The organism is Seonamhaeicola algicola, assembly GCF_007997385.1.
GTDB lineage: Bacteria > Bacteroidota > Bacteroidia > Flavobacteriales > Flavobacteriaceae > Seonamhaeicola > Seonamhaeicola algicola.
Map to the genome: position 1 here is coordinate 230,535 of NZ_VOSC01000012.1, position 20,434 is coordinate 250,968.

Consider the following 20,434-nt stretch of genomic DNA (forward strand, 5'->3'; position numbering starts at 1 on the left):
TTTCAGAACACATATTTGTTATAATTCTGAAAAGAACAATAAAAAAAGGAAAGCAATTTTATAATGAGTGATGTTTTAAAACATGAGTGTGGTATAGCCATGATAAGGCTATTAAAACCCTTAGAATATTACAAAGAAAAATACGGAAGTGCATTTTATGGCGTAAACAAAATGTACTTAATGATGGAAAAACAACACAATCGTGGTCAAGATGGTGCTGGGTTTGCAAGCATTAAACTAAACACCAATCCTGGTGAGCGTTACATTAGCCGTGTAAGATCTATTGAGCCACAACCTATACAAGATATTTTTGCACAAATAAATAAACGTATAAACAATGAGTTTGCAGCACACCCAGAGTATTTAAATGATGTTGCGGCACAAAAAAAGAACATACCATACATTGGCGAGGTTTTATTAGGCCATGTACGTTACGGTACTTTTGGCAAAAATAGTGTTGAAAGTGTTCACCCGTTTTTAAGACAAAACAATTGGATGCACCGTAACCTAATTATGGCCGGTAACTTTAACATGACAAATGTTAAAGAACTTTTTTCAAATTTAATAGAACTTGGTCAGCACCCAAAAGAATATACAGACACCATTACGGTAATGGAAAAAATAGGTCATTTTTTAGATGATGCTGTGAGCAAAATATATAAAGACCTAAAAAAAGAAGGCTACAATAAACGCGAAGCATCGCCATTAATTGCAGAGCGTTTAAAAGTATCCAAAATACTAAAACGTGCCGCTAAAAACTGGGATGGCGGTTACGCCATGGCAGGCCTTATTGGCCATGGAGATGCCTTTGTTTTAAGAGACCCGGCCGGTATTCGTCCCACTTATTATTATAAAGATGATGAAGTTGTTGTTATAGCTTCTGAAAGACCCGTAATTCAAACCGTATTTAATGTAAAGTTTGATGATGTTAAAGAACTTGAACCTGGACACGCTATAATTACTAAAAAATCTGGCGAAGTTAGAATTAAAGAAATACTACCAGCTTTAGAGCGTAAAGCCTGCTCTTTTGAGCGTATTTATTTTTCTAGAGGAAGTGATGCTGAAATTTATCAGGAACGTAAAACACTTGGTAAACTTTTAATGCCTAAAGTGCTTGAAGCTATTGATAACGACACAAAAAACACTGTGTTTTCATACATACCTAATACAGCCGAAACATCGTTTTACGGTATGGTTGAAACTGCTGAAAACGAACTTAACAAAACAAAAACAAACACCATTTTAAACGGGCAACGTAATCTTTCAGCAGAAGAAGTAACCAATATACTTTCTGAAAGAATTAGAGTTGAAAAAATTGCTATTAAAGATGTAAAACTTAGAACCTTTATTACTGAAGATAGTAGTAGAGATGATTTGGTTGCACATGTTTATGATATTACTTATGGTGTTGTAAAACCTAATGACAATTTAGTTATTATTGATGATAGTATTGTTAGAGGAACTACTTTAAAGAAAAGTATTTTAAAAATGCTAGATAGGTTAAATCCTAAAAAAATAATAGTAGTATCATCTGCACCACAAATTCGTTATCCAGATTGTTATGGTATAGACATGGCAAATCTTGAAAGTTTAGTAGCTTTTAGAGCCGCTTTAGCGCTTCATAAAGACAATAACACTTATAACACCATTGAAGAGGTTTACAACAAATGTAAAGCTCAAGAAGATTTAGATGATAAAGATGTGAAAAACTTTGTAAAAGACGTTTACAGCCCTTTTACAGATGAGCAAATTTCAGATAAAATTGCAGAATTGCTGAGTCATGAAAGCATAAAGGCCGAAGTAAAAATAATTTTCCAGCCTGTTGAAAATTTACACAAAGCTTGCCCTAAAAATTTAGGCGACTGGTATTTTACAGGAAATTACCCAACCGTTGGCGGTAATAGAGTGGTTAATAGGGCTTTTATTAATTTTTATGAAGGCAATAAAGAACGTGCTTATTAATTAACATATTCATAAAAAATTACGGTTAAACCGCATAAACTGTATTTTGACTGATATTTATGCTATTCATCTAATAAATAAGTTGATTATCTAAAATACACATAAATTGGTACCACCATAACATAAGTAGGTTAAGTTCATGGTAGATTTGGGGCAAAAAAAGGTGAACGCTTGTTCGCCTTTTTTTATGCAATAACTTTTGCAAAATGACTGCAATTTCTTTCAAAACACTATAAAACAGACTGTTTAACTGCTTTTTGAGCTTTATTTCTATTAAGCCAATTTATAAGTATTTCAGCCAATATATTTTATCAATCTTTTTAACACCGCTACTTTTGGGGCACCATAACATAAGTAGGTTAAGTTTATGGTAGATTTGGGGCAAAAAGGTGAACGTTCTAGTTCACCTTTTTCATTTTAAATTTTTGTACAAACAGGAATTTCTTTTTTATACTTTCTTATTTAACCTGGGTTTTAGTTATTAGCAATGGGCTGCCTTTAAACAAAAACTATAGTTAACGTTTTTGTTATGAATAAGAGTATCTAGTGAATTTTTATGATACAACAACACATACAGTAAAATAGTTTGTGTTGAAAACTGTTATGTTGCTGCGCTTTGCGTTAGGGATTGAAACGACATCCTTTTTATTGTATAGTGGCTGCCATAGCAGACATTATATAATAAAAAGATATAGTGTAAAGCCCGACCCCTTGTGGGTAACGCCCAAAAAAAAATCGTTTAGAACATACATTCTAAACGACTTTTTTGATAACACTTAAAATTAATATTACTTCGCGTTAGCGTAGCGTTTTTCAACTTTATTCCAGTTTACTACATTAAAGAATGCTTTGATGTAATCTGGACGACGGTTTTGATAGTTTAAATAGTATGCGTGTTCCCAAACATCTAATCCTAAAATTGGTGTACCTCCGCAACCAACTTCTGGCATTAATGGGTTGTCTTGGTTTGGTGTTGAGCAAATTTCTAATTTACCACCTTTGTGTACGCATAACCATGCCCACCCTGAACCAAAACGTGTTGCTGCTGCTTTACTGAAGGCTTCAATAAAGGCTTCTTTTGATCCGAAGGTAGCTTCAATTTGGTCTTTTAATTCTCCTGATAAGTATCCTTTATCTTCAGGATTCATAACAGACCAAAATAGTGAGTGGTTGTAAAAACCACCGCCGTTATTTCTAACAGCGCCGTTACTCATATCTAAATTAGTTAAAATATCTTCAATAGATTTTCCTTCTAAATCTGTTCCTGCTATTGCATTGTTTAAATTGTTTGTATATCCTGCGTGGTGCTTAGTATGGTGTATTTCCATTGTGCGTGCATCCATGTGTGGTTCTAACGCATCGTAAGCATAGCCTAATTCTGGTAATTCAAAAGCCATAGTGTTTTTGTTTTTTCTATTTAGTAATTTATTTCAATTCAAATTTACGCATAAAAGCCCTCAATTAAAAATAATAAATTGTTATTAAACCATTGTTTGTTTTTATCTTGTAATCAAATTAGTATTTATGAGCCTTGACCCTACGTTTACTATTTATAATGCCTCGGCTGGTAGTGGCAAAACTTTTACGTTGGTAAAAGAATATTTAAAAATTTTATTGAAAGCTAACCACGCCGAAAAATTTAAAAACATTTTAGCTATAACGTTTACCAATAAAGCGGTGGCTGAAATGAAAGAACGTATTATTAATACTTTAAAAGAGTTTTCAAACAGCAATGTTTTAAATACCCCAAATGGTATGTTTACTGCTATTTGTAATGAGTTAGGTTTAAGTACAAATGAGGTTCACAACAAATCTAAAAACATATTAAATGCTATTTTATTTAATTATGCTGCTTTTGATATTTCTACTATTGATGGTTTTACGCATAGAGTTATTAGAACTTTTGCCCACGATTTAAATTTACCTTTGAATTTTGAAGTTGAACTTGACCAAGCTGAACTTTTAAATGAGGCTGTTGATAGCTTAATTGCTAAAGCTGGCACTAATGAGCAGCTTACCAAAATTTTAATAGATTTTGCTATTGAAAAAGCTGATGATGATAAGAGTTGGGATGTAGCTTTTGACTTTAATAAAATTGCCAAATTACTGGTTAATGAAAATGATATCCCGTTTATTCAAACTTTAAAAGATAAAACGTTTGATGATTTTAATAAACTTAAAATTCATTTAAAAAAAGAAATTTTAAACATTGAAAATACTATTGTAGAAAATGCTAAACAGGTACTTAATTTAATTGAAAATTCTGGGTTAGAGCATGCCAATTTTTCTAGAGGTACATTGCCAAATCATTTTATAAAAGCTCATGCGTTAAAATTAGATGGCCTTTACAATAACAAACTTGAAGAAAATATTATTGAACGTAAAGGCATTTACACTAAAAGCTTAAAACCTGATTTAGCAAACAGCATTGACGCTATATTACCTGAAATAGAATTAGCATTTAAAACCATTAAAAACAACGTTTACCATTATAAGTTTTTAAATATTTTTTATAAAAACATCACGCCGCTATCTGTTTTAAACGCTATAAATAACGAGTTAAATTTTTTAAAAGCAGACCAAAATAAAATGCTTATTTCAGAATTTAACACCATTATTAGCAATCAAATAAAACAACAGCCTACACCTTTTATTTATGAACGCCTTGGCGAAAAGTTTAAACATTATTTTATTGATGAGTTTCAAGATACATCGGTTAAACAATGGCATAATTTAATACCACTTTTAGGTAATGCTTTAGCTGCCGAAAACGGAAGCACCATGTTAGTTGGTGATGCTAAACAAGCTATTTACCGTTGGCGTGGTGGAAAAGCAGAACAGTTTATTGGTTTAATTTACAATGATAATCCGTTTTTTATTGAAAAAGCTGTTAAAAACTTACCCACAAACTACCGTAGTTTTAAAGAAATTGTAACCTTTAACAACAGTTTTTTTTCATATACATCAAAACATTTTTTTTCTAGCAAAACACACCAAGAACTTTACGAAAAAGCTACACAAAATACAGCCATTGAAAACAATGGCTATGTTGAAATGTGTTTTTTAGATTTTGAAAAAGATGATGACAACTATGCCCTGTACAGCCAAACTACGCTAACCAAAATAAACGCATGCTTACAACAAGGTTTTAAACTAAGCGATATTTGTATTTTAGTTAGAAAAGGAAAAGAAGGTGTTGCCATTGCTAACCATTTAAGTGAACATGAAATACCCATAGTATCATCAGAAACTTTATTGCTTAACAACGCGCCTGAAGTTGCATTTATAATAAACCTTTTTAAACTACTTATACAACCTAATAACAACGAACTAAAAGTAGCTGTACTAAATTATTTAACTACCCTTTTCAGCATTAAAAATAAACATATTTTTTTTGTTGAACATATAAACTTACCATTACCACAACTACTAAAAAGCTTTGAAAAATATGCTGTATTAATAAATACCAATATACTACAATTACCGCTATATGATTTAGCCGAAACTATTGTTAGAAACTTTAATTTGGTTAAAACATCAAACGCCTATGTGCAATATTTTTTAGATGTAGTTTTAGAGTTTTCGCAAAAAAAAGGCTCAGATCTCACAGCATTCATTACTTATTTTGAAAAGAAAAAAGACACCCTTAGTATTGTGTCTCCTGAAGGGCAAAACGCTATAAAAATAATGACCATTCATAAATCTAAAGGTTTAGAATTCCCTGTGGTTATTTTTCCTTTTGCAGATTTAGATATTTATAAAGAATTAGAACCAAAAGAGTGGTACACACTTAATAAAGATACCTATTTTGGTTTTGAACACACATTATTAAATTATAATAAAGATTTTGAATATTTTGGAGACGAAGGCTTAAAAATTTACAACAAACACCAAACAGCACTAGAATTAGATAACCTAAACCTTTTATACGTTGCTCTTACACGTGCTGTTGAACAACTATATATTATTTCAAAGAAAGACATAAATAGTAAAGGCGAAGTAAACACTAAAACATACGCAGGTTTATTTATAAATTATTTGCAACAAAAAGCCTTATGGAATAACACACAACTACTTTATACTTTTGGTGAACCCAAAAAAACATCGGCTAAAACCCCAGAAAACAATAACACTGTTTTTCAAAACGAATTTATTTCAACAGCCAAAGAAACGCACAATATAAAAGTTGTTACAAAATCTGGTTTTTTATGGGATACCAAGCAAGAAGAAGCCATAGAAAAAGGAAACCTTATTCATAATATAATGGCACAAATAAAAACTGCAAATAATGTTAATGCAGTAATAAATAATTTTTTAGAAACAGCCCTAATAAACAATACCCAAGCCCAAGCACTTAAAAAAACCGTTTTACAAATTGTAAACCACCCTTTGTTAGTTAACTATTTTAATTCTGAAGACACCATTTATAACGAACGAGACATAATAACCAAGGAAGGCCTTATTTTAAGACCCGATAGACTAAATATTAACACTAAAAAACAAGTTGTAATTATAGATTACAAAACAGGCGCAGAAAACACACAACACGCACAACAATTACAAAGCTACCAAGATGCTTTAGAGGCTATGGAATTAAAAGTAATTCATAAACTTTTAGTTTATGTAAATGAAACTGTAAAAATTAAAGAAATTAACACCATTTTTTAACAGAAAAAATGTGACTTAACCAAAGTAAACGGGTCTATAGCACAAGACAAATGTTTTAAATTTAATTAAAATGAGTCTGAACTATCGATGAACAGACCTTTTGTAGTATTTTTTTATATATTTGTCTTTGTTAATAATATTTAACAACTTACTTTTGTTTACAATTAACACTTAAAAATTAAACTTTTGAATATGAAAAATCTTAGCAGATTATTGTTAGCATTTGTTTTAGTTCTTGGTTACAACTATGCAGATGCCCAAGACAAAAACAACCCATGGCAAATTACCATAGGTGTAAATGCAGTAGACGCTTTCCCTTCTGGTGATGGTGCATTATTTACAGGAAACGGTGAAGCCTCTTACTCTATTTTTGGTAAATTAGTTGATACTGACAACTACAATATTTTACCATCATTATCAACAATTTCAGTATCTAAATACGTAGGAGATGGCTTCTCTTTTGGTGTAGCTGGATCTTTAAACAAAATTGAAAAATGGGGAGAAGTTCCTGGAACTTCTGATTCTGCTTCAGCTGATGATTTATCATACTACGGTGTTGACGGTACTATTAAATACAACTTCTTAGAAGGAACAACTATTGATCCTTACTTAGGTGTTGGTGGTGGTTACACTTGGATTGATGAAATTGGTGCTGGTACTTTAAACGGTACTGCTGGTTTAAACATTTGGTTTAACGATAACATTGGTTTCACACTTCAAACATCTTACAAACATGCTTTTGAAGATTATTTAGATACACATTTCCAACACACTGCTGGTCTTTCTATCAAATTTGGTGGAACTGATACTGACGGTGATGGTATTTATGACAAAGACGATGCTTGTCCTGAAGTTGCTGGTTTAGCTGCATTTAACGGTTGTCCTGACACAGATGGTGACGGTATTGAAGATTCTAAAGATGACTGTCCTAACGAAGCTGGTTCTGCTGAATTAAACGGTTGTCCAGATTCTGACGGTGACGGTATTGCTGATAAAGATGATAAATGTCCTTCAGTTGCTGGTTTAAAAGCTTTAGCTGGTTGTCCAGATGCTGACGGTGATGGTGTTACTGACGCTGATGATAAATGTCCTAACACAGCTGGTCCTGCAGCAAACAAAGGATGCCCATGGCCAGATACTGATGGTGATGGTGTATTAGATAAAGATGATAAATGTCCTGAAGTAAAAGGTACTGTAGCTAACGCTGGTTGTCCTGAAGTTACTGCTGAAGTACAAAAAACTTTAAATGAGTACGCTAAAACTATCTTATTTGACACTGGTAAATCTTCTATCAAGTCTGAGTCTGAGCAAGTATTAGCTGATATCATCAAAATTATCAACGAGTACCCAACAGCTAAATTTACAGTTGAAGGTCATACTGATAGCGTTGGTAGTGAAAAATTAAACCAAAACTTATCTGAGTCTAGAGCGGCTTCAGTTAAAGATTACTTAACGTCTCATGGTGTTGATCAATTCAGATTATCATCTAAAGGTTACGGTGAGTCTAAGCCTATTGCATCTAACAAAACTAGATCTGGTAGAGCTCAAAACAGAAGGGTTGAAATTAACTTAGTAAAATAATAAGTTAATTCTTAAAATAACTTCAAAAAACGCTTCGGGAATCCCGAAGCGTTTTTTATTTTTATGCAATGACTAGTTTTATTTTTGATGTTTTAAAAGACCTTCAAAGTCAAAGCATAACCATTTCAAACCTTACCTTTATACTACCAAGTAAAAGGGCTGGCTTATTTTTAAAACACCAATTAGCCACAGTAAAAAACCAAAACTTTTTTGCACCAACAATACTAAGTATTGAAACCTTTGTAGAAGATCTTTCAGAATTAAAAAACATTGGCAATACAGAGCTCTTGTTTGAATTTTACAATACCTACAAAGCACTAACACCACAGAAAGAAACAGATAGTTTTGATACTTTTTCAAAATGGGCTCAAATTTTACTTCAAGATTTTAATGAAATTGATAGATATCTTATTCCGCAGAAAAAAATATTTAATTATTTAGCGGCTATTAAGGAAATTGAAGAAAATCATTGGTCATTAGAGCAAAACCAAACAGATTTTATAAAAAACTATCTTAAATTCTGGAATAAACTACCAGAATACTACAACCACTTTACCCAAAATTTGCTTAAAAAAAACATAGGCTATCAGGGTTTAATTTATCGTGAAGCTGTAAGTGGTTTGAAAACCTACATTGAAAATAACCCAAACACACAACATGTATTTTTAGGTTTCAACGCTTTAAATACTGCTGAAACTACCATTATACAAACTCTTTTAAAAGAAAATTTAGCTAAAGTTTATTGGGATATAGACCAAACATTTATTGACAACCCTAAACATGATGCTGCCCTTTTTACTAGGCAACATAAAAAAAACTGGACCTATTTTGAAACGCAGCCGTTTAATTGGATAACTAAAAATTATACTAAAAGTAAAAACATTCAAGTATTTGGTATCCCTAAAAGTATTGGGCAAGCAAAATACATTGGGTCATTGTTACAAACAATACAAAACAAACAACAAACACTAACTAATACAGCAGTTGTTTTAGGTGATGAAAACTTACTAATACCCACCTTAAACGCACTACCAGAAAATATTGAAGCACTTAACGTAACCATGGGGTTTCCGTTAAAATCAATTCCGTTAGCCACACTCTTTGAAACACTTTTTAGAATACACAAAACAAACCCAAAAACCTTTTATTATAAAGATATAATTAGTGTTATTTCACACCAATTTATTTTTCCGTTGTTTAATACTGAAACGCTAAACAATGCTTCAAAAATAATAGACACCATTAAAACAAATAATTTGGTGTACTTAACTGCTACTAGGCTTAAAAACATTGCAAAAACATCAAGTACTATTATTGATGTTTTATTTAGCAACTGGAATAACAACACTGAAACTGTTTTAAGTAATTGCTCACAGCTTATTTTAAATATTAAACATTATTTAGATACAGATAAAACAGCCCATTTATTGCCTTTAGAATATCTGTTTCGTTTCAATCAATTATTTAATGAGTTAACAAGGTTAAATAACACTTACAAACACATTAAAGATGTAGCAGCATTACACAGCGTTTATAAAGAGCTTTTAGCATCAGAAACATTAGATTTTCAAGGCGAACCTCTGCAAGGTTTACAAGTAATGGGTATGTTAGAGTCGCGTGTTTTAGATTTTGAAACTGTTATTATTAGTGGTGTAAACGAGGGTATTTTACCATCAGGAAAAAGCAACAACTCCTTTATTCCGTTTGATGTAAAAATTGAAAACAAACTACCCACTTACAAAGAAAAAGATGCCGTTTACACCTATCATTTTTATAGATTATTACAACGTGCAAAAAACGTATATATACTTTATAACACAGAAGCCGATGTTTTAACGGGTGGAGAAAAAAGTAGATTTATAACCCAACTTGAGCACGAGGGTATTCACAATATTAAGCATAAAATTATAGCCCCTAAAGTACCCGCTATTAAAAAGGAATTAAACAGTATTGAAAAAAATGATGATGTTATTTTAAAACTGAAAAAAGTAGCTGAAAAGGGGTTTTCGCCATCATCATTAACCAATTATATTAGAAACCCTATTGATTTTTACTACCAAAAAGTTTTAAAAATTGATGAATTCATTGATGTTGAAGAAACTGTGGCTGCCAATACACTTGGTACCGTTGTTCACAACACTTTAGAAGATTTTTACAAACCTTTAGAAGGTCATTTTTTAACGGTTGAAATTGTTGAAAATCTAAAAAAAAATATTAACAAAACCGTAGCACATCATTTTAACGATGTTTACAAAGAAGGTGATATTACAACGGGTAAAAACTTAATAATTTTTGAAATTGCTAAACGTTATGTTTCAAACTTTCTAAATCTTGAAATTGCAGATTTAAAAGATGGTAATAAAATAAAAATAATAGCTATTGAAGCCAATAACACTGTGGTTTTTAATGTGCCTGAATTAGATTTTCCTGTAAAACTTACTGGAAAAGTTGATAGAGTTGATAACTTTAATGGCACTACAAGAATTATTGATTATAAAACAGGAAAGGTAAATCAAACCGATGTAGAAATTGTTAATTGGGAAGACATTACTACCGATTATAAAAAGTACAGTAAAAGTTTTCAGGTGCTTACCTATGCTTTAATGATGCAACAATCGGGTTTAATTAAATTGCCTGTTGAAGCTGGTATAATTTCATTTAAAAATTTAAGTGCCGGATTTTTAAAATTTGCTAAAAAAGAAAAACCAAGCGCTAGAACAAAAGAACATTTAATAACAGAAGACACTATTAATAGTTTTAGTGCCGAATTAAAACACCTTATTTTAGAAATTTGTAATGTAAATATTCCGTTTACTGAAAAAGAACTATAATGCTTACAACCGAAGATTTTGTAATTACCGGAAGCCAAAACAAACCTATTGTTATTGATGTTACTTATTTAAATAACAACACCCAAAAACCCGTAGTTATATTTTGCCACGGCTACAAAGGTTTTAAAGATTGGGGCGCTTGGAATTTAATGGCAAAAGCTTTTGCAAATGCAGGATGCTGCTTTATAAAATTTAACTTTTCACATAACGGCGGTACCATTGAGCAACCCATAGATTTTCCAGATTTGGATGCTTTTGGAAATAATAATTACACCAAAGAATTAAACGATTTACAACACGTTATTAACTGGTGTTTTGATAACAATACCATTAAAAAAATTGGCAACATTAACAACCTTACATTAATTGGTCATAGCCGCGGTGGTGCCATAGTTTCTATTACAGCTTTTGAAGATGCTAGAGTTAAAAAAGCCATTAGTTTAGCAGGTGTTTCTAATTTATTAGCTAGATCTGTAACCAATTCTGGTATTGAAAACTGGAAAAAAACAGGTGTAAAATATGTAGAAAACGGGCGTACAAAACAGCAAATGCCCCATTATTATCAGTTTTATTTAAATACCATTAAAAATAAAGAACGTTTAAACGTTGAAAACGCCGTTAGCAAGCTTAAAATACCCTATTTAATTATTCATGGTGAAAGTGATACCAGTATTTTAATAGACGAAGCTAAAAACCTCCACAAATGGCAACCAAAAAGTAAATTGGTTATTATTAAAAATGCCGACCATGTGTTTAATGCACGTCATCCTTGGCAAGAAAATACCATGCCCAAACAATTGCAGGAAGCCGTTACCAAAATGCTAGATTTTATTAAGCAGCACTAATTTTCAACAGTCATAAAATCAAATACATTCAAAAATTTATATATTTGCGTGTGCGTACACGAAAACTAAATAAAAGTAAAAAATATGTCTCTTTTCAATATAAAAAATAAAGTTGTTATAATTACTGGCGGCTCTGGAGCCCTTGGCGGTAGTATGGCAACTTACTTACTTTCTCAAGGCGCTAAAATTGCTATTCTTGGCCAAACACCAGCCAAAGTAACTTCAAAACTTAATGAATTAAAAGCCCTAAATAATAATGCTTTAGGCTTTACAGGGAGTGTATTAGATAAAAAATTTCTTGAAAACGTAAAAGAAGACATTCTAAACACTTGGGGGCACATTGATGTTTTAATTAATGGCGCTGGTGGCAATATGCCTGGTGCCACAATAAGTGAAGACCAAACTATTTTTGACCTTAAAATGGACGACTTCAGAAAAGTTTCTGAACTTAATTTAGATGGTACTGTTTTGCCTTCTATAATTTTTGGAGAAGTTATGGCAAAACAAGGTACAGGTAGCATTATAAACATATCATCTATGGCGGCTCAAAGCGTTATTACGCGTGTTGCTGGTTATTCAGCTTCAAAAGCAGCTATTGATAATTTTACAAAATGGATGGCCGTAGAATTAGCACTAAAATTTGGTGAAGGCCTTCGTGTAAATGCCATTGCTCCAGGATTTTTTATTGGCGAACAAAACAAAAAACTTTTAACTAATACCGATGGTAGTTATACCAACAGAGGTGAAACTATAATTAAAAACACACCCATGAAACGCTTTGGTGAAGCCGAAGAATTAAACGGAGCAATACATTATTTATGTGCCGAAGCTTCAAAATTTGTAACAGGAACTATATTACCAATTGATGGCGGATTTAGTGCTTTTAGTGGTGTGTAAACTTTATAACAATGAAACAAACTTTTAGATGGTTCGGTAGTAACGATCCTGTAAAATTATCATACATAAAACAAGCTGGAGCCACAGGTATTGTAACAGCTTTACACCAAACTCCTAATGGCGAAGTTTGGGATATTGAAACCATTAACAGTGTAAAAAACACTATTGAAAAGGAAGGTTTAGAGTGGTCTTTTATTGAGAGCATTCCAATACATGAAAACATAAAATTACGAACTGGCGATTATTTACAGCGCATTGAAAACTATAAGCAAAGTTTAATTAACGTGGCAAAATGTGGTGTAAAGAATGTATGTTACAACTTTATGCCAGTACTAGATTGGACCAGGACACACTTACACTGGAAGCTTAACAACGGTGCTACCGCTTTACGTTTTGATAAAGTTGATATGGCTGTTTTTGAATCGTTTATCATAAAATTAAATGATGTTGAAAACCGCTATTCTAAAGATATTTTAGAAAAAGCCCATGAACGTTTTTCATTAATGACATCTTTTGAAAAACAACGTTTAGAAGATAGTGTTTTAAAAGGATTACCAGGAACTGTAGATGACCTAACCATTCCTGTTTTTAAAGATATGATTGCTCAATATAACAACATGTCGCATCAAGATGTTAAATCTAACTTATCGTATTTTTTAAATGAAATTATTCCTTTAGCCGAAGCGTTAGGTATTAAAATGGCCATACATCCGGATGATCCACCAATAGACATCATGGGATTACCTAGAATTATAAAATCGGAAAGTGATTTAGATGATTTGGTTGGTTTTATAAATTCGCCTTCAAACGGCATCACCTTCTGTACAGGGTCTTTAGGTGCAAACCCTGATAATGATTTGCCTAAAATGATAAGAAAATTTAAAGACAAGATTCACTTTCTGCACTTAAGAAATGTAAAGTGTGAAGCTGATGGTAGTTTTTTTGAAGATAATCATTTAGAGGGTTCTTCAAATATGTATGACATTGTGAAAGCTGTAAAAGACATTGAAAAAGAACGCAACATTGAACTACCAATGCGCCCAGATCATGGTCATCAAATGCTTAATGATTTAGATACTGTAAGCACTTATGCAGGCTATACAGCCATTGGCAGGTTAAAAGGTTTGGCAGAATTACGTGGTTTAGAATTAGGAATTAGCAAAAGCCTTGGTTTATGAGCATTATAAAAACTAAAAACTTCATAACTGATAATTTTTTACTTCATTCTAAAGAAGCAGAAATACTATACCATGACTATGCTAAACCTATGCCTATTATAGACTATCATAATCATTTATCGGCTAAAGAAATTGCAGAAAATAAGCCTCTTAAAAATATTACTGAGGCTTGGTTAAAATATGACCATTACAAGTGGCGTGGTATGCGCGCCAATGGCATTGAAGAAAAGTACATTTCAGGAGAAGCTTCTTCCGAAGAAAAATTTTTAAAATGGGCAGAAACAGTGCCTAATACCTTAAGAAATCCGTTATTTCACTGGACACAATTAGAACTAAAACGGTATTTTGATATTGATGCTATTTTGCAACCCAGCAATGCTTTAAACATTTATAACAAAGCAAATGCAATTTTAGAAAACAAAACACCCGCGCAACTTTTAAAAGAAATGAATGTTGAAGTTGTGTGTACTACCGATGACCCAACCGATGATTTAAAATACCACAAGCAAATTGCTAAAGGCAACTTTTTCACTAAAGTTTTTCCAACTTTTAGACCCGATGAATTATTCTTTATTGGTCAACCTAAATTTAAAAGTTATTTAGAAAAATTAGAGCGCTGTGTTAATTTTAAAATTGATAGCTACCAAACACTTTTAATGGCCATAGATAAACGCATTAATTTTTTTAATGAAAATGGCTGTAAACTATCAGATTATGGTATTAGTGGTGCGTTTTCATTTGTAGATTATACAGAAAATGACGTTGTTTCTATCTTTAAAAAACAATTAAATGACGAGGCTTTATCTGAAACCGATATTAAAAAGTACCGCTCTAGCCTATTAATTTACTTAGGTAAAAAATATCATGAAAAAGGTTGGGTACAACAATTCCATTTAGGTGTAATTAGAAACAATAATGCACGATTAAAAAGCCTTGTTGGTGCCGATGCTGGTTGCGATTCTATTGCCGATTATCCTATTATTGAAGGTTTATCAAAATTTTTAAATACTTTAGATAGTACAAACAAACTCACTAAAACCATAACTTACAACTTAAACCCAGCACAAAACGAAACATTTGCCACCATGATGGGTAATTTTAACTCAAATGGTATTGCTGGTAAAATGCAATGGGGCGCCGCTTGGTGGTTTTTAGACCAAAAAGATGGCATTGAAAAGCAAATTAATGTGCTTTCAAATATGGGTTTATTAAGCAATTTTATTGGTATGCTAACAGATAGTAGAAGTTTTTTATCAATACCAAGACACGAGTATTTTAGGCGCATTTTGTGCAATATTATTGCTGAAGATATAAAACAAGGTCTGCTGCCTAATGATTTAACATTTTTAGGCAATATGGTAAAAAATATTTGCTACACTAATTCAAAAAAGTATTTCAACTTTTAATTGAAATTAGCAAATACAATCGATTGTATTTTTTATATTTGTGATAACCACTAAAACTAACATATAAGCATGAACTATAAATTCCTTTTAGTACTCTTGCTGTCTTTAGGTTTCATGTCATGTAATCAAAATACAGATAAAAAAGTGCTTTACTTAGCGCACACCTTGCCCCAAACACATCCGGTCCATAAAGGCATTGTTGCATTTCAAGAAGCATTAGCAAAAAAATCTAATGGTAGCTTAACCATTAAAATTTTTCCCGATGGTCAACTAGGTTCAGAGCGCGAAGTTGTAGAACTACTTCAAATAGGTAGTGTTGCTATTACCAAAGTAAGTGCCGCAACCATGTCTAACTTTGTGCCAGATTACCACGTATTTGGTATTCCGTATTTATTTAGAGACAAGCAGCATATGTTTGAAACTTTAGAAGGCCCCATTGGTAAAGCTGTTTTACAAAAAGGCGAACAATTTTGGTTACGCGGTTTAAGTTATTATGATGCCGGTAGCCGTAGCTTTTATACGGCCAATAAAGCCATTAAAACACCTGAAGATTTAAAAGGCTTAAAAATTAGGGTTATGAACAACCAAATGGCCATAAATATGGTAAATGCATTAGGCGGATCTGCAACACCCATGGCTTATGGTGAATTATATACCGCTATTCAGCAAGGTGTGGTAGATGGTGCTGAAAACAATCCGCCTTCATTTGTATCATCAAACCACTATGAAATTAGTAAATATTATACCTTAGATGAACACTCTGCAGTACCCGATGTACTTTTAATTGGAACCAAACAGTGGGAAAAATTATCTGAAGTTGAAAAAAACTGGGTGCAAGAAGCAGCTAATGAATCGGCTCAGGCACAAAAGCAATTCTGGAAAGCATCTGTTGAAGAAAGCATGAAAATAGCTAAAGATGCTGGTGTTGAAATTATAATTCCTGAAAAATCATTGTTTTCAGAACAATCTAAATCTGTTTTAGAAGCCTTTCAAAAAGAACACCCAGAATTGGCCGATATTGTTAACAAGATAAAAGCTAACTAAACATATGGAAGCTAAAAAAACATTATTTGATCGCGTGGTTAAGTTTATGGAAGTTTTCTTAATAATCATTTTTGCGCTTTTAGTATTTGATGTACTATTTCAGGTATTTTCAAGATACGTATTAAAAGGATCTTTCACTTGGACCGAAGAGCTTGCCAGATTTTCACTAATATGGATGTCTATTCTTGGAGCCGCCTATTTAAATGCAAAAAGAGCGCATTTATCTATGGATTTCCTCTATCAAAAGTTTTCAGATAGTAATAAAAAGAAAGCAGCTATAGCTATTGAAATTCTTATTTTTCTATTTGCACTAATTGTAATGGTTATTGGTGGTTTTAACCTTGTATATACTACTTTACATTTAGGTCAATTATCAGGAACACTTCGTATTCCTTTAGGCTATATCTATGCCATTTTACCTTTTAGTGGCCTATTAATTATGTGGTTTTCGTTGTATCACATTTCAAAAATTTCAAAAAATCAAATAAAACTATAAGCTATGAGCATTGAAGTAATAAGTATTATTGTATTGTTTGCTAGTTTCTTTTTTCTGTTATTGTTAAAAGTACCGGTAGCCTATAGTATTGGTATTTCTACCACCTTAAGTTTGCTACTAAATATTGATAAAATGCCAGGTATAACAACCATTGCCCAACGTATGACTACGGGTATTGATAGTTTTGCTCTTTTAGCCATTCCGTTTTTTGTTTTAGCTGGCGAAATAATGAAACAAGGTGGTATAGCCAATAGGCTTATAAATTTTGCAAAATCGTTAGTTGCAAGTTTACCCGGTGGGCTTGCCTATGTAAACGTGCTAGCATCTATGTTGTTTGGTGCTATTTCGGGTTCTGCAGTGGCTGCAACATCGGCTATTGGTAGTATCATGACAGATAGAATGGAAGAAGAAGGCTACCCAAGAGCTTTTAGTGCTTCGGTTAATATAACATCATCAACAACTGGTTTATTAATTCCGCCAAGTAATATTTTAATTGTTTATGCCTTAGCTAGTGGTGGTGCAGCATCTGTTGCAGCATTATTTATTGCTGGCTATTTACCAGGTATTTTATTAGGCTTGGCCATTATTGGTTATATAGTTTTTGTGGCTATAAAACGTAAATTTATTAAAGGACAAAGAGCTACTTTAAAAGAAGTTTGGAATCATTTTACAAAAGCTTTTTTTAGCTTACTTATGCTTGTAATAGTAGTTGGCGGTATTGTTGCTGGTGTTTTTACTGCTACAGAGGCTTCGGTTATTGCAGTTTTATATGCTGCTGTACTAGCGCTAATTTATAAAGATGTTACACTTAAAAGTTTTCCTAATATTTTATTGAATAGTGCTAAAACTACTGCCGTAGTAATGTTTTTAATTTGTACTTCTATGGCTATGAGTTGGTTGTTTTCTTTTGAAGGTATACCAGCATTAATGAGTAATTTTCTGCTGGAACAATTCAGCAGTAAGTTTGCTATTTTCTTAGTTATAAACCTTACACTACTTGTTATTGGTACGTTTATGGATATGACACCCGCTGTACTTATATTCACACCCATTTTTTTACCTGTGGTAATGGCCTTGGGTATGGATCCTGTACATTTTGGTATTGTATTGGTACTTAACCTTTGTATTGGTTTATGTACTCCGCCTGTTGGTACCATTTTATTTGTGGGTAGTGGTATTGCCAAAGTTTCGGTATCTCAAGTAGTAAAACCACTATTACCTTTTTTACTTATAATGATAATAGTTCTTTTGCTAATTACATATATTCCTGAAATATCAATGTGGTTGCCTAGGCTTTTCGGATTGTAAAAATCATTTTCAACTTATCTTAAAATGCAAAAATGATGTTAAAAGTTTTTCTATTTCTAACCTATCGTTTAGTTTTGTTATGTATTTAAGTTTAAATGGCTAGAAGAAAACAATATAATGAGCAAGAGGTATTAGAAAAAGCAATGCGCCTTTTTTGGCGTAATGGTTATGAGAATACATCTATGCAAATGCTAGAAAGTGAAATGGGCATTAATAAGTTTTCTATTTATGCTAGCTTTGGTAGTAAACATGGTTTATTTAAACAAACACTAAAAAATTATAAAAAGAACAGAAAAAACATTTTTGATAAGCTACAAAACTCAACTAAAGGAGTTGATGCCATAAAAGATTTTTTTTATGATTCTGTAGATGTTTGTTATGAAGAGGGCAATGTTAAAGGCTGTTTAATTACAAATACTTACAATGAATTTTCGTTTATTGATGATGAAGTTATTAAAACTGATATACTTCAATTTATGGAAAATTTAAAGATTTTGTTTATTGAAAAATTAAAAACCGATAAAACAAAAGACGAAGACACTGTATTAAAACAAGCTAATTTTCTACTGTTAGCAAAACATGGTTTAGCTGCAGCAACCAGAGTTAATAACAACAAAGAAATAGCAGATTATATTGAATTAACATTTAAAAACATATAAAACATTTTTTTTAACCAATAACTAAACGATTGTTTAGTTATTTAATATAAATTTAAAATTATGAGTACAACAAGTAACGTAGACACATTAAAAATTCATACTATTGAAACTGCACCTGAAAAAAGTAAAAGTTTATTAGAAAAATCTCAAAATGCATATGGCTATGTACCTAATTTACATGGTGTTTTAGCAGAATCTCCAGAGCTATTAGAGGCCTATCAAAATTTACATGAGTTGTTTACAAACACATCATTTAACAACGATGAGTTAACCGTGGTGTGGCAAACAATAAATGTTGAGCACGCATGCCATTATTGTGTTCCGGCGCATACAGCTATTGCCAAAGCAATGAAAGTTGATGATGCTGTTATTGATGCTTTAAGAAATCAAACTGCTTTACCCAATGAAAAGCTACAAGTTTTACATGAAACAACTTTAGCATTAACAAAAAACAGAGGTTATATTTCAAATGAAGAAAAAGAAAAATTCTTTGCTGTTGGTTATACCAACAAACAACTTTTAGAAATAGTTTTAGGACTTTCTCAAAAAGTAATTAGTAATTATACAAATCATATAGCCGAAACAGCAGTAGATGCTCCTTTTCAAAAATTTGCGTGGAGTAAAAAATAAAAAAACTATTTAAACACTAGGCAAAAGCCTAGTGTTTTTATTATGAAACAATGTGGTTTTGAATAAACTAGTAAAAGTAAAATATTGTATTTTAATTGTTTATAGTTAATTACACTCATTGTTCTTCTAAAAAATTTTACCTTATAGTAATATATTTCTAAATAATAAATACAAAAAAAAGAGAAATGACAATAAGACCTAAAGTTCTTTTCTTTGATGTAAATGAAATACTTTTAGATCTAACAAGTATAAAACCAATTATTGCAAACAGTTTAAATGGTAATCAAGAGCTACTAACTATTTGGTTTACTACTATGCTACAATATTCATTAGTTACTAGTGCAAGTGGTCAATATTTTTCTTTTTCTGATATTGGAGCTGCAACACTACAAATGATAGCGTTAAATAATGGCATTGTAATTTCTGAATTAGAAGCAAAAACAACAATAACTAATGCTATGCAATCACTACCAGCACACCCAGATGTAAAACCAGCACTAACAGCATTAAAAAACAATAATTACAAACTTGTGGCGTTTACAAACTCATCAAAAAAAGGTGTGAAAAATCAATTAGAAAATGCTAATTTATCATTGTATTTTGCTGATGTGTTAAGTGTAGAAGGCGTTAAAAAATTTAAGCCATTTACAGATTCGTACGCATGGGCCTCAAAAAAAATTGGTATAAAACCAACAGAAAGCATGTTAATTGCAGCCCACGGTTGGGATGTAGCTGGTGCACTTTGGGCAAATTGGAGAGCAGCTTTTATTAGTAGGCCCGGGCAACAACTTTATCCTTTAGCAAAAAAACCAGAATTTGTTAAACCAGATTTATTAGCGTTAAGTAAAGCTCTTATTAAACTAACATAAAAAAGCTTGCTTTATAGAAGCTTTTTTGTGGAGCATATATTATTATAACACTTCAATAAA

The 20,434-nt window shown here is 31.8% G+C and carries 15 protein-coding genes; 14 read left to right on the forward strand and 1 reads right to left on the reverse strand.

Annotated elements, in window-relative coordinates; translation table 11 throughout:
• The first annotated feature begins 63 nt into the window (after positions 1 to 63).
• The gene (locus FUA26_RS03500; RefSeq protein ID WP_147131619.1) at positions 64 to 1,962 is read left to right on the forward strand and encodes an amidophosphoribosyltransferase; all 1,899 of its coding nucleotides are present in this window, start codon (positions 64 to 66) and stop codon (positions 1,960 to 1,962) included.
• Between the two features lie 788 nt (positions 1,963 to 2,750).
• Here FUA26_RS03500 and FUA26_RS03505 read toward each other — a convergent pair.
• Positions 2,751 to 3,359, reverse strand: a complete 609-nt coding sequence (locus FUA26_RS03505) for a superoxide dismutase (protein ID WP_147131622.1) — start codon at positions 3,357 to 3,359, stop codon at positions 2,751 to 2,753.
• Positions 3,360 to 3,486: 127 nt separating this feature from the next.
• Here FUA26_RS03505 and FUA26_RS03510 point away from each other — a divergent pair, with 127 nt between their 5' ends.
• The 13 genes from FUA26_RS03510 to FUA26_RS03570 all read left to right on the forward strand — a co-directional run bounded on the left by FUA26_RS03510 (position 3,487) and on the right by FUA26_RS03570 (position 20,374).
• The gene (locus tag FUA26_RS03510; RefSeq protein ID WP_147131625.1) at positions 3,487 to 6,630 is read left to right on the forward strand and encodes a UvrD-helicase domain-containing protein; all 3,144 of its coding nucleotides are present in this window, start codon (positions 3,487 to 3,489) and stop codon (positions 6,628 to 6,630) included.
• A 192-nt stretch (positions 6,631 to 6,822) separates the two neighbouring features.
• On the forward strand, positions 6,823 to 8,211 hold the full coding sequence (locus FUA26_RS03515) for an OmpA family protein (protein WP_147131628.1): 1,389 nt from the start codon (positions 6,823 to 6,825) through the stop codon (positions 8,209 to 8,211).
• 68 nt (positions 8,212 to 8,279) lie between these two features.
• Entirely contained in the window at positions 8,280 to 11,042 is a 2,763-nt protein-coding gene (locus tag FUA26_RS03520) for a PD-(D/E)XK nuclease family protein (RefSeq protein WP_147131631.1), read from the forward strand.
• Entirely contained in the window at positions 11,042 to 11,887 is an 846-nt protein-coding gene (locus FUA26_RS03525; protein ID WP_147131633.1) for an alpha/beta hydrolase family protein, read from the forward strand. The genes FUA26_RS03520 and FUA26_RS03525 overlap by 1 nt, the downstream gene beginning before the upstream one ends.
• Before the next feature lie 84 nt (positions 11,888 to 11,971).
• The gene (locus FUA26_RS03530) at positions 11,972 to 12,784 is read left to right on the forward strand and encodes an SDR family oxidoreductase (protein WP_147131636.1); all 813 of its coding nucleotides are present in this window, start codon (positions 11,972 to 11,974) and stop codon (positions 12,782 to 12,784) included.
• A gap of 11 nt (positions 12,785 to 12,795) precedes the next feature.
• A complete protein-coding gene (uxuA, locus tag FUA26_RS03535; RefSeq protein WP_147131639.1) occupies positions 12,796 to 13,962 on the forward strand; it encodes a mannonate dehydratase in 1,167 nt (388 codons plus the stop codon).
• Positions 13,959 to 15,368, forward strand: a complete 1,410-nt coding sequence (uxaC, locus tag FUA26_RS03540) for a glucuronate isomerase (RefSeq protein ID WP_147131642.1) — start codon at positions 13,959 to 13,961, stop codon at positions 15,366 to 15,368. Before uxuA ends, uxaC begins: the two co-directional genes overlap by 4 nt.
• Positions 15,369 to 15,437: 69 nt before the next feature.
• Positions 15,438 to 16,412, forward strand: a complete 975-nt coding sequence (locus FUA26_RS03545; protein ID WP_246109062.1) for a TRAP transporter substrate-binding protein — start codon at positions 15,438 to 15,440, stop codon at positions 16,410 to 16,412.
• A gap of 4 nt (positions 16,413 to 16,416) precedes the next feature.
• A complete protein-coding gene (locus tag FUA26_RS03550) occupies positions 16,417 to 16,908 on the forward strand; it encodes a TRAP transporter small permease (protein ID WP_147131645.1) in 492 nt (163 codons plus the stop codon).
• Positions 16,909 to 16,911: 3 nt separating this feature from the next.
• On the forward strand, positions 16,912 to 18,216 hold the full coding sequence (locus tag FUA26_RS03555; protein WP_186826848.1) for a TRAP transporter large permease: 1,305 nt from the start codon (positions 16,912 to 16,914) through the stop codon (positions 18,214 to 18,216).
• A gap of 95 nt (positions 18,217 to 18,311) precedes the next feature.
• Positions 18,312 to 18,875, forward strand: a complete 564-nt coding sequence (locus FUA26_RS03560; RefSeq protein WP_147131648.1) for a TetR/AcrR family transcriptional regulator — start codon at positions 18,312 to 18,314, stop codon at positions 18,873 to 18,875.
• A gap of 60 nt (positions 18,876 to 18,935) precedes the next feature.
• Positions 18,936 to 19,505 (forward strand): carboxymuconolactone decarboxylase family protein, encoded by a 570-nt coding sequence (locus FUA26_RS03565; RefSeq protein ID WP_147131650.1) that lies wholly within the window; start codon positions 18,936 to 18,938, stop codon positions 19,503 to 19,505.
• 185 nt (positions 19,506 to 19,690) lie between these two features.
• The gene (locus tag FUA26_RS03570) at positions 19,691 to 20,374 is read left to right on the forward strand and encodes a haloacid dehalogenase type II (RefSeq protein WP_147131653.1); all 684 of its coding nucleotides are present in this window, start codon (positions 19,691 to 19,693) and stop codon (positions 20,372 to 20,374) included.
• The last annotated feature ends 60 nt before the right edge of the window (positions 20,375 to 20,434 follow it).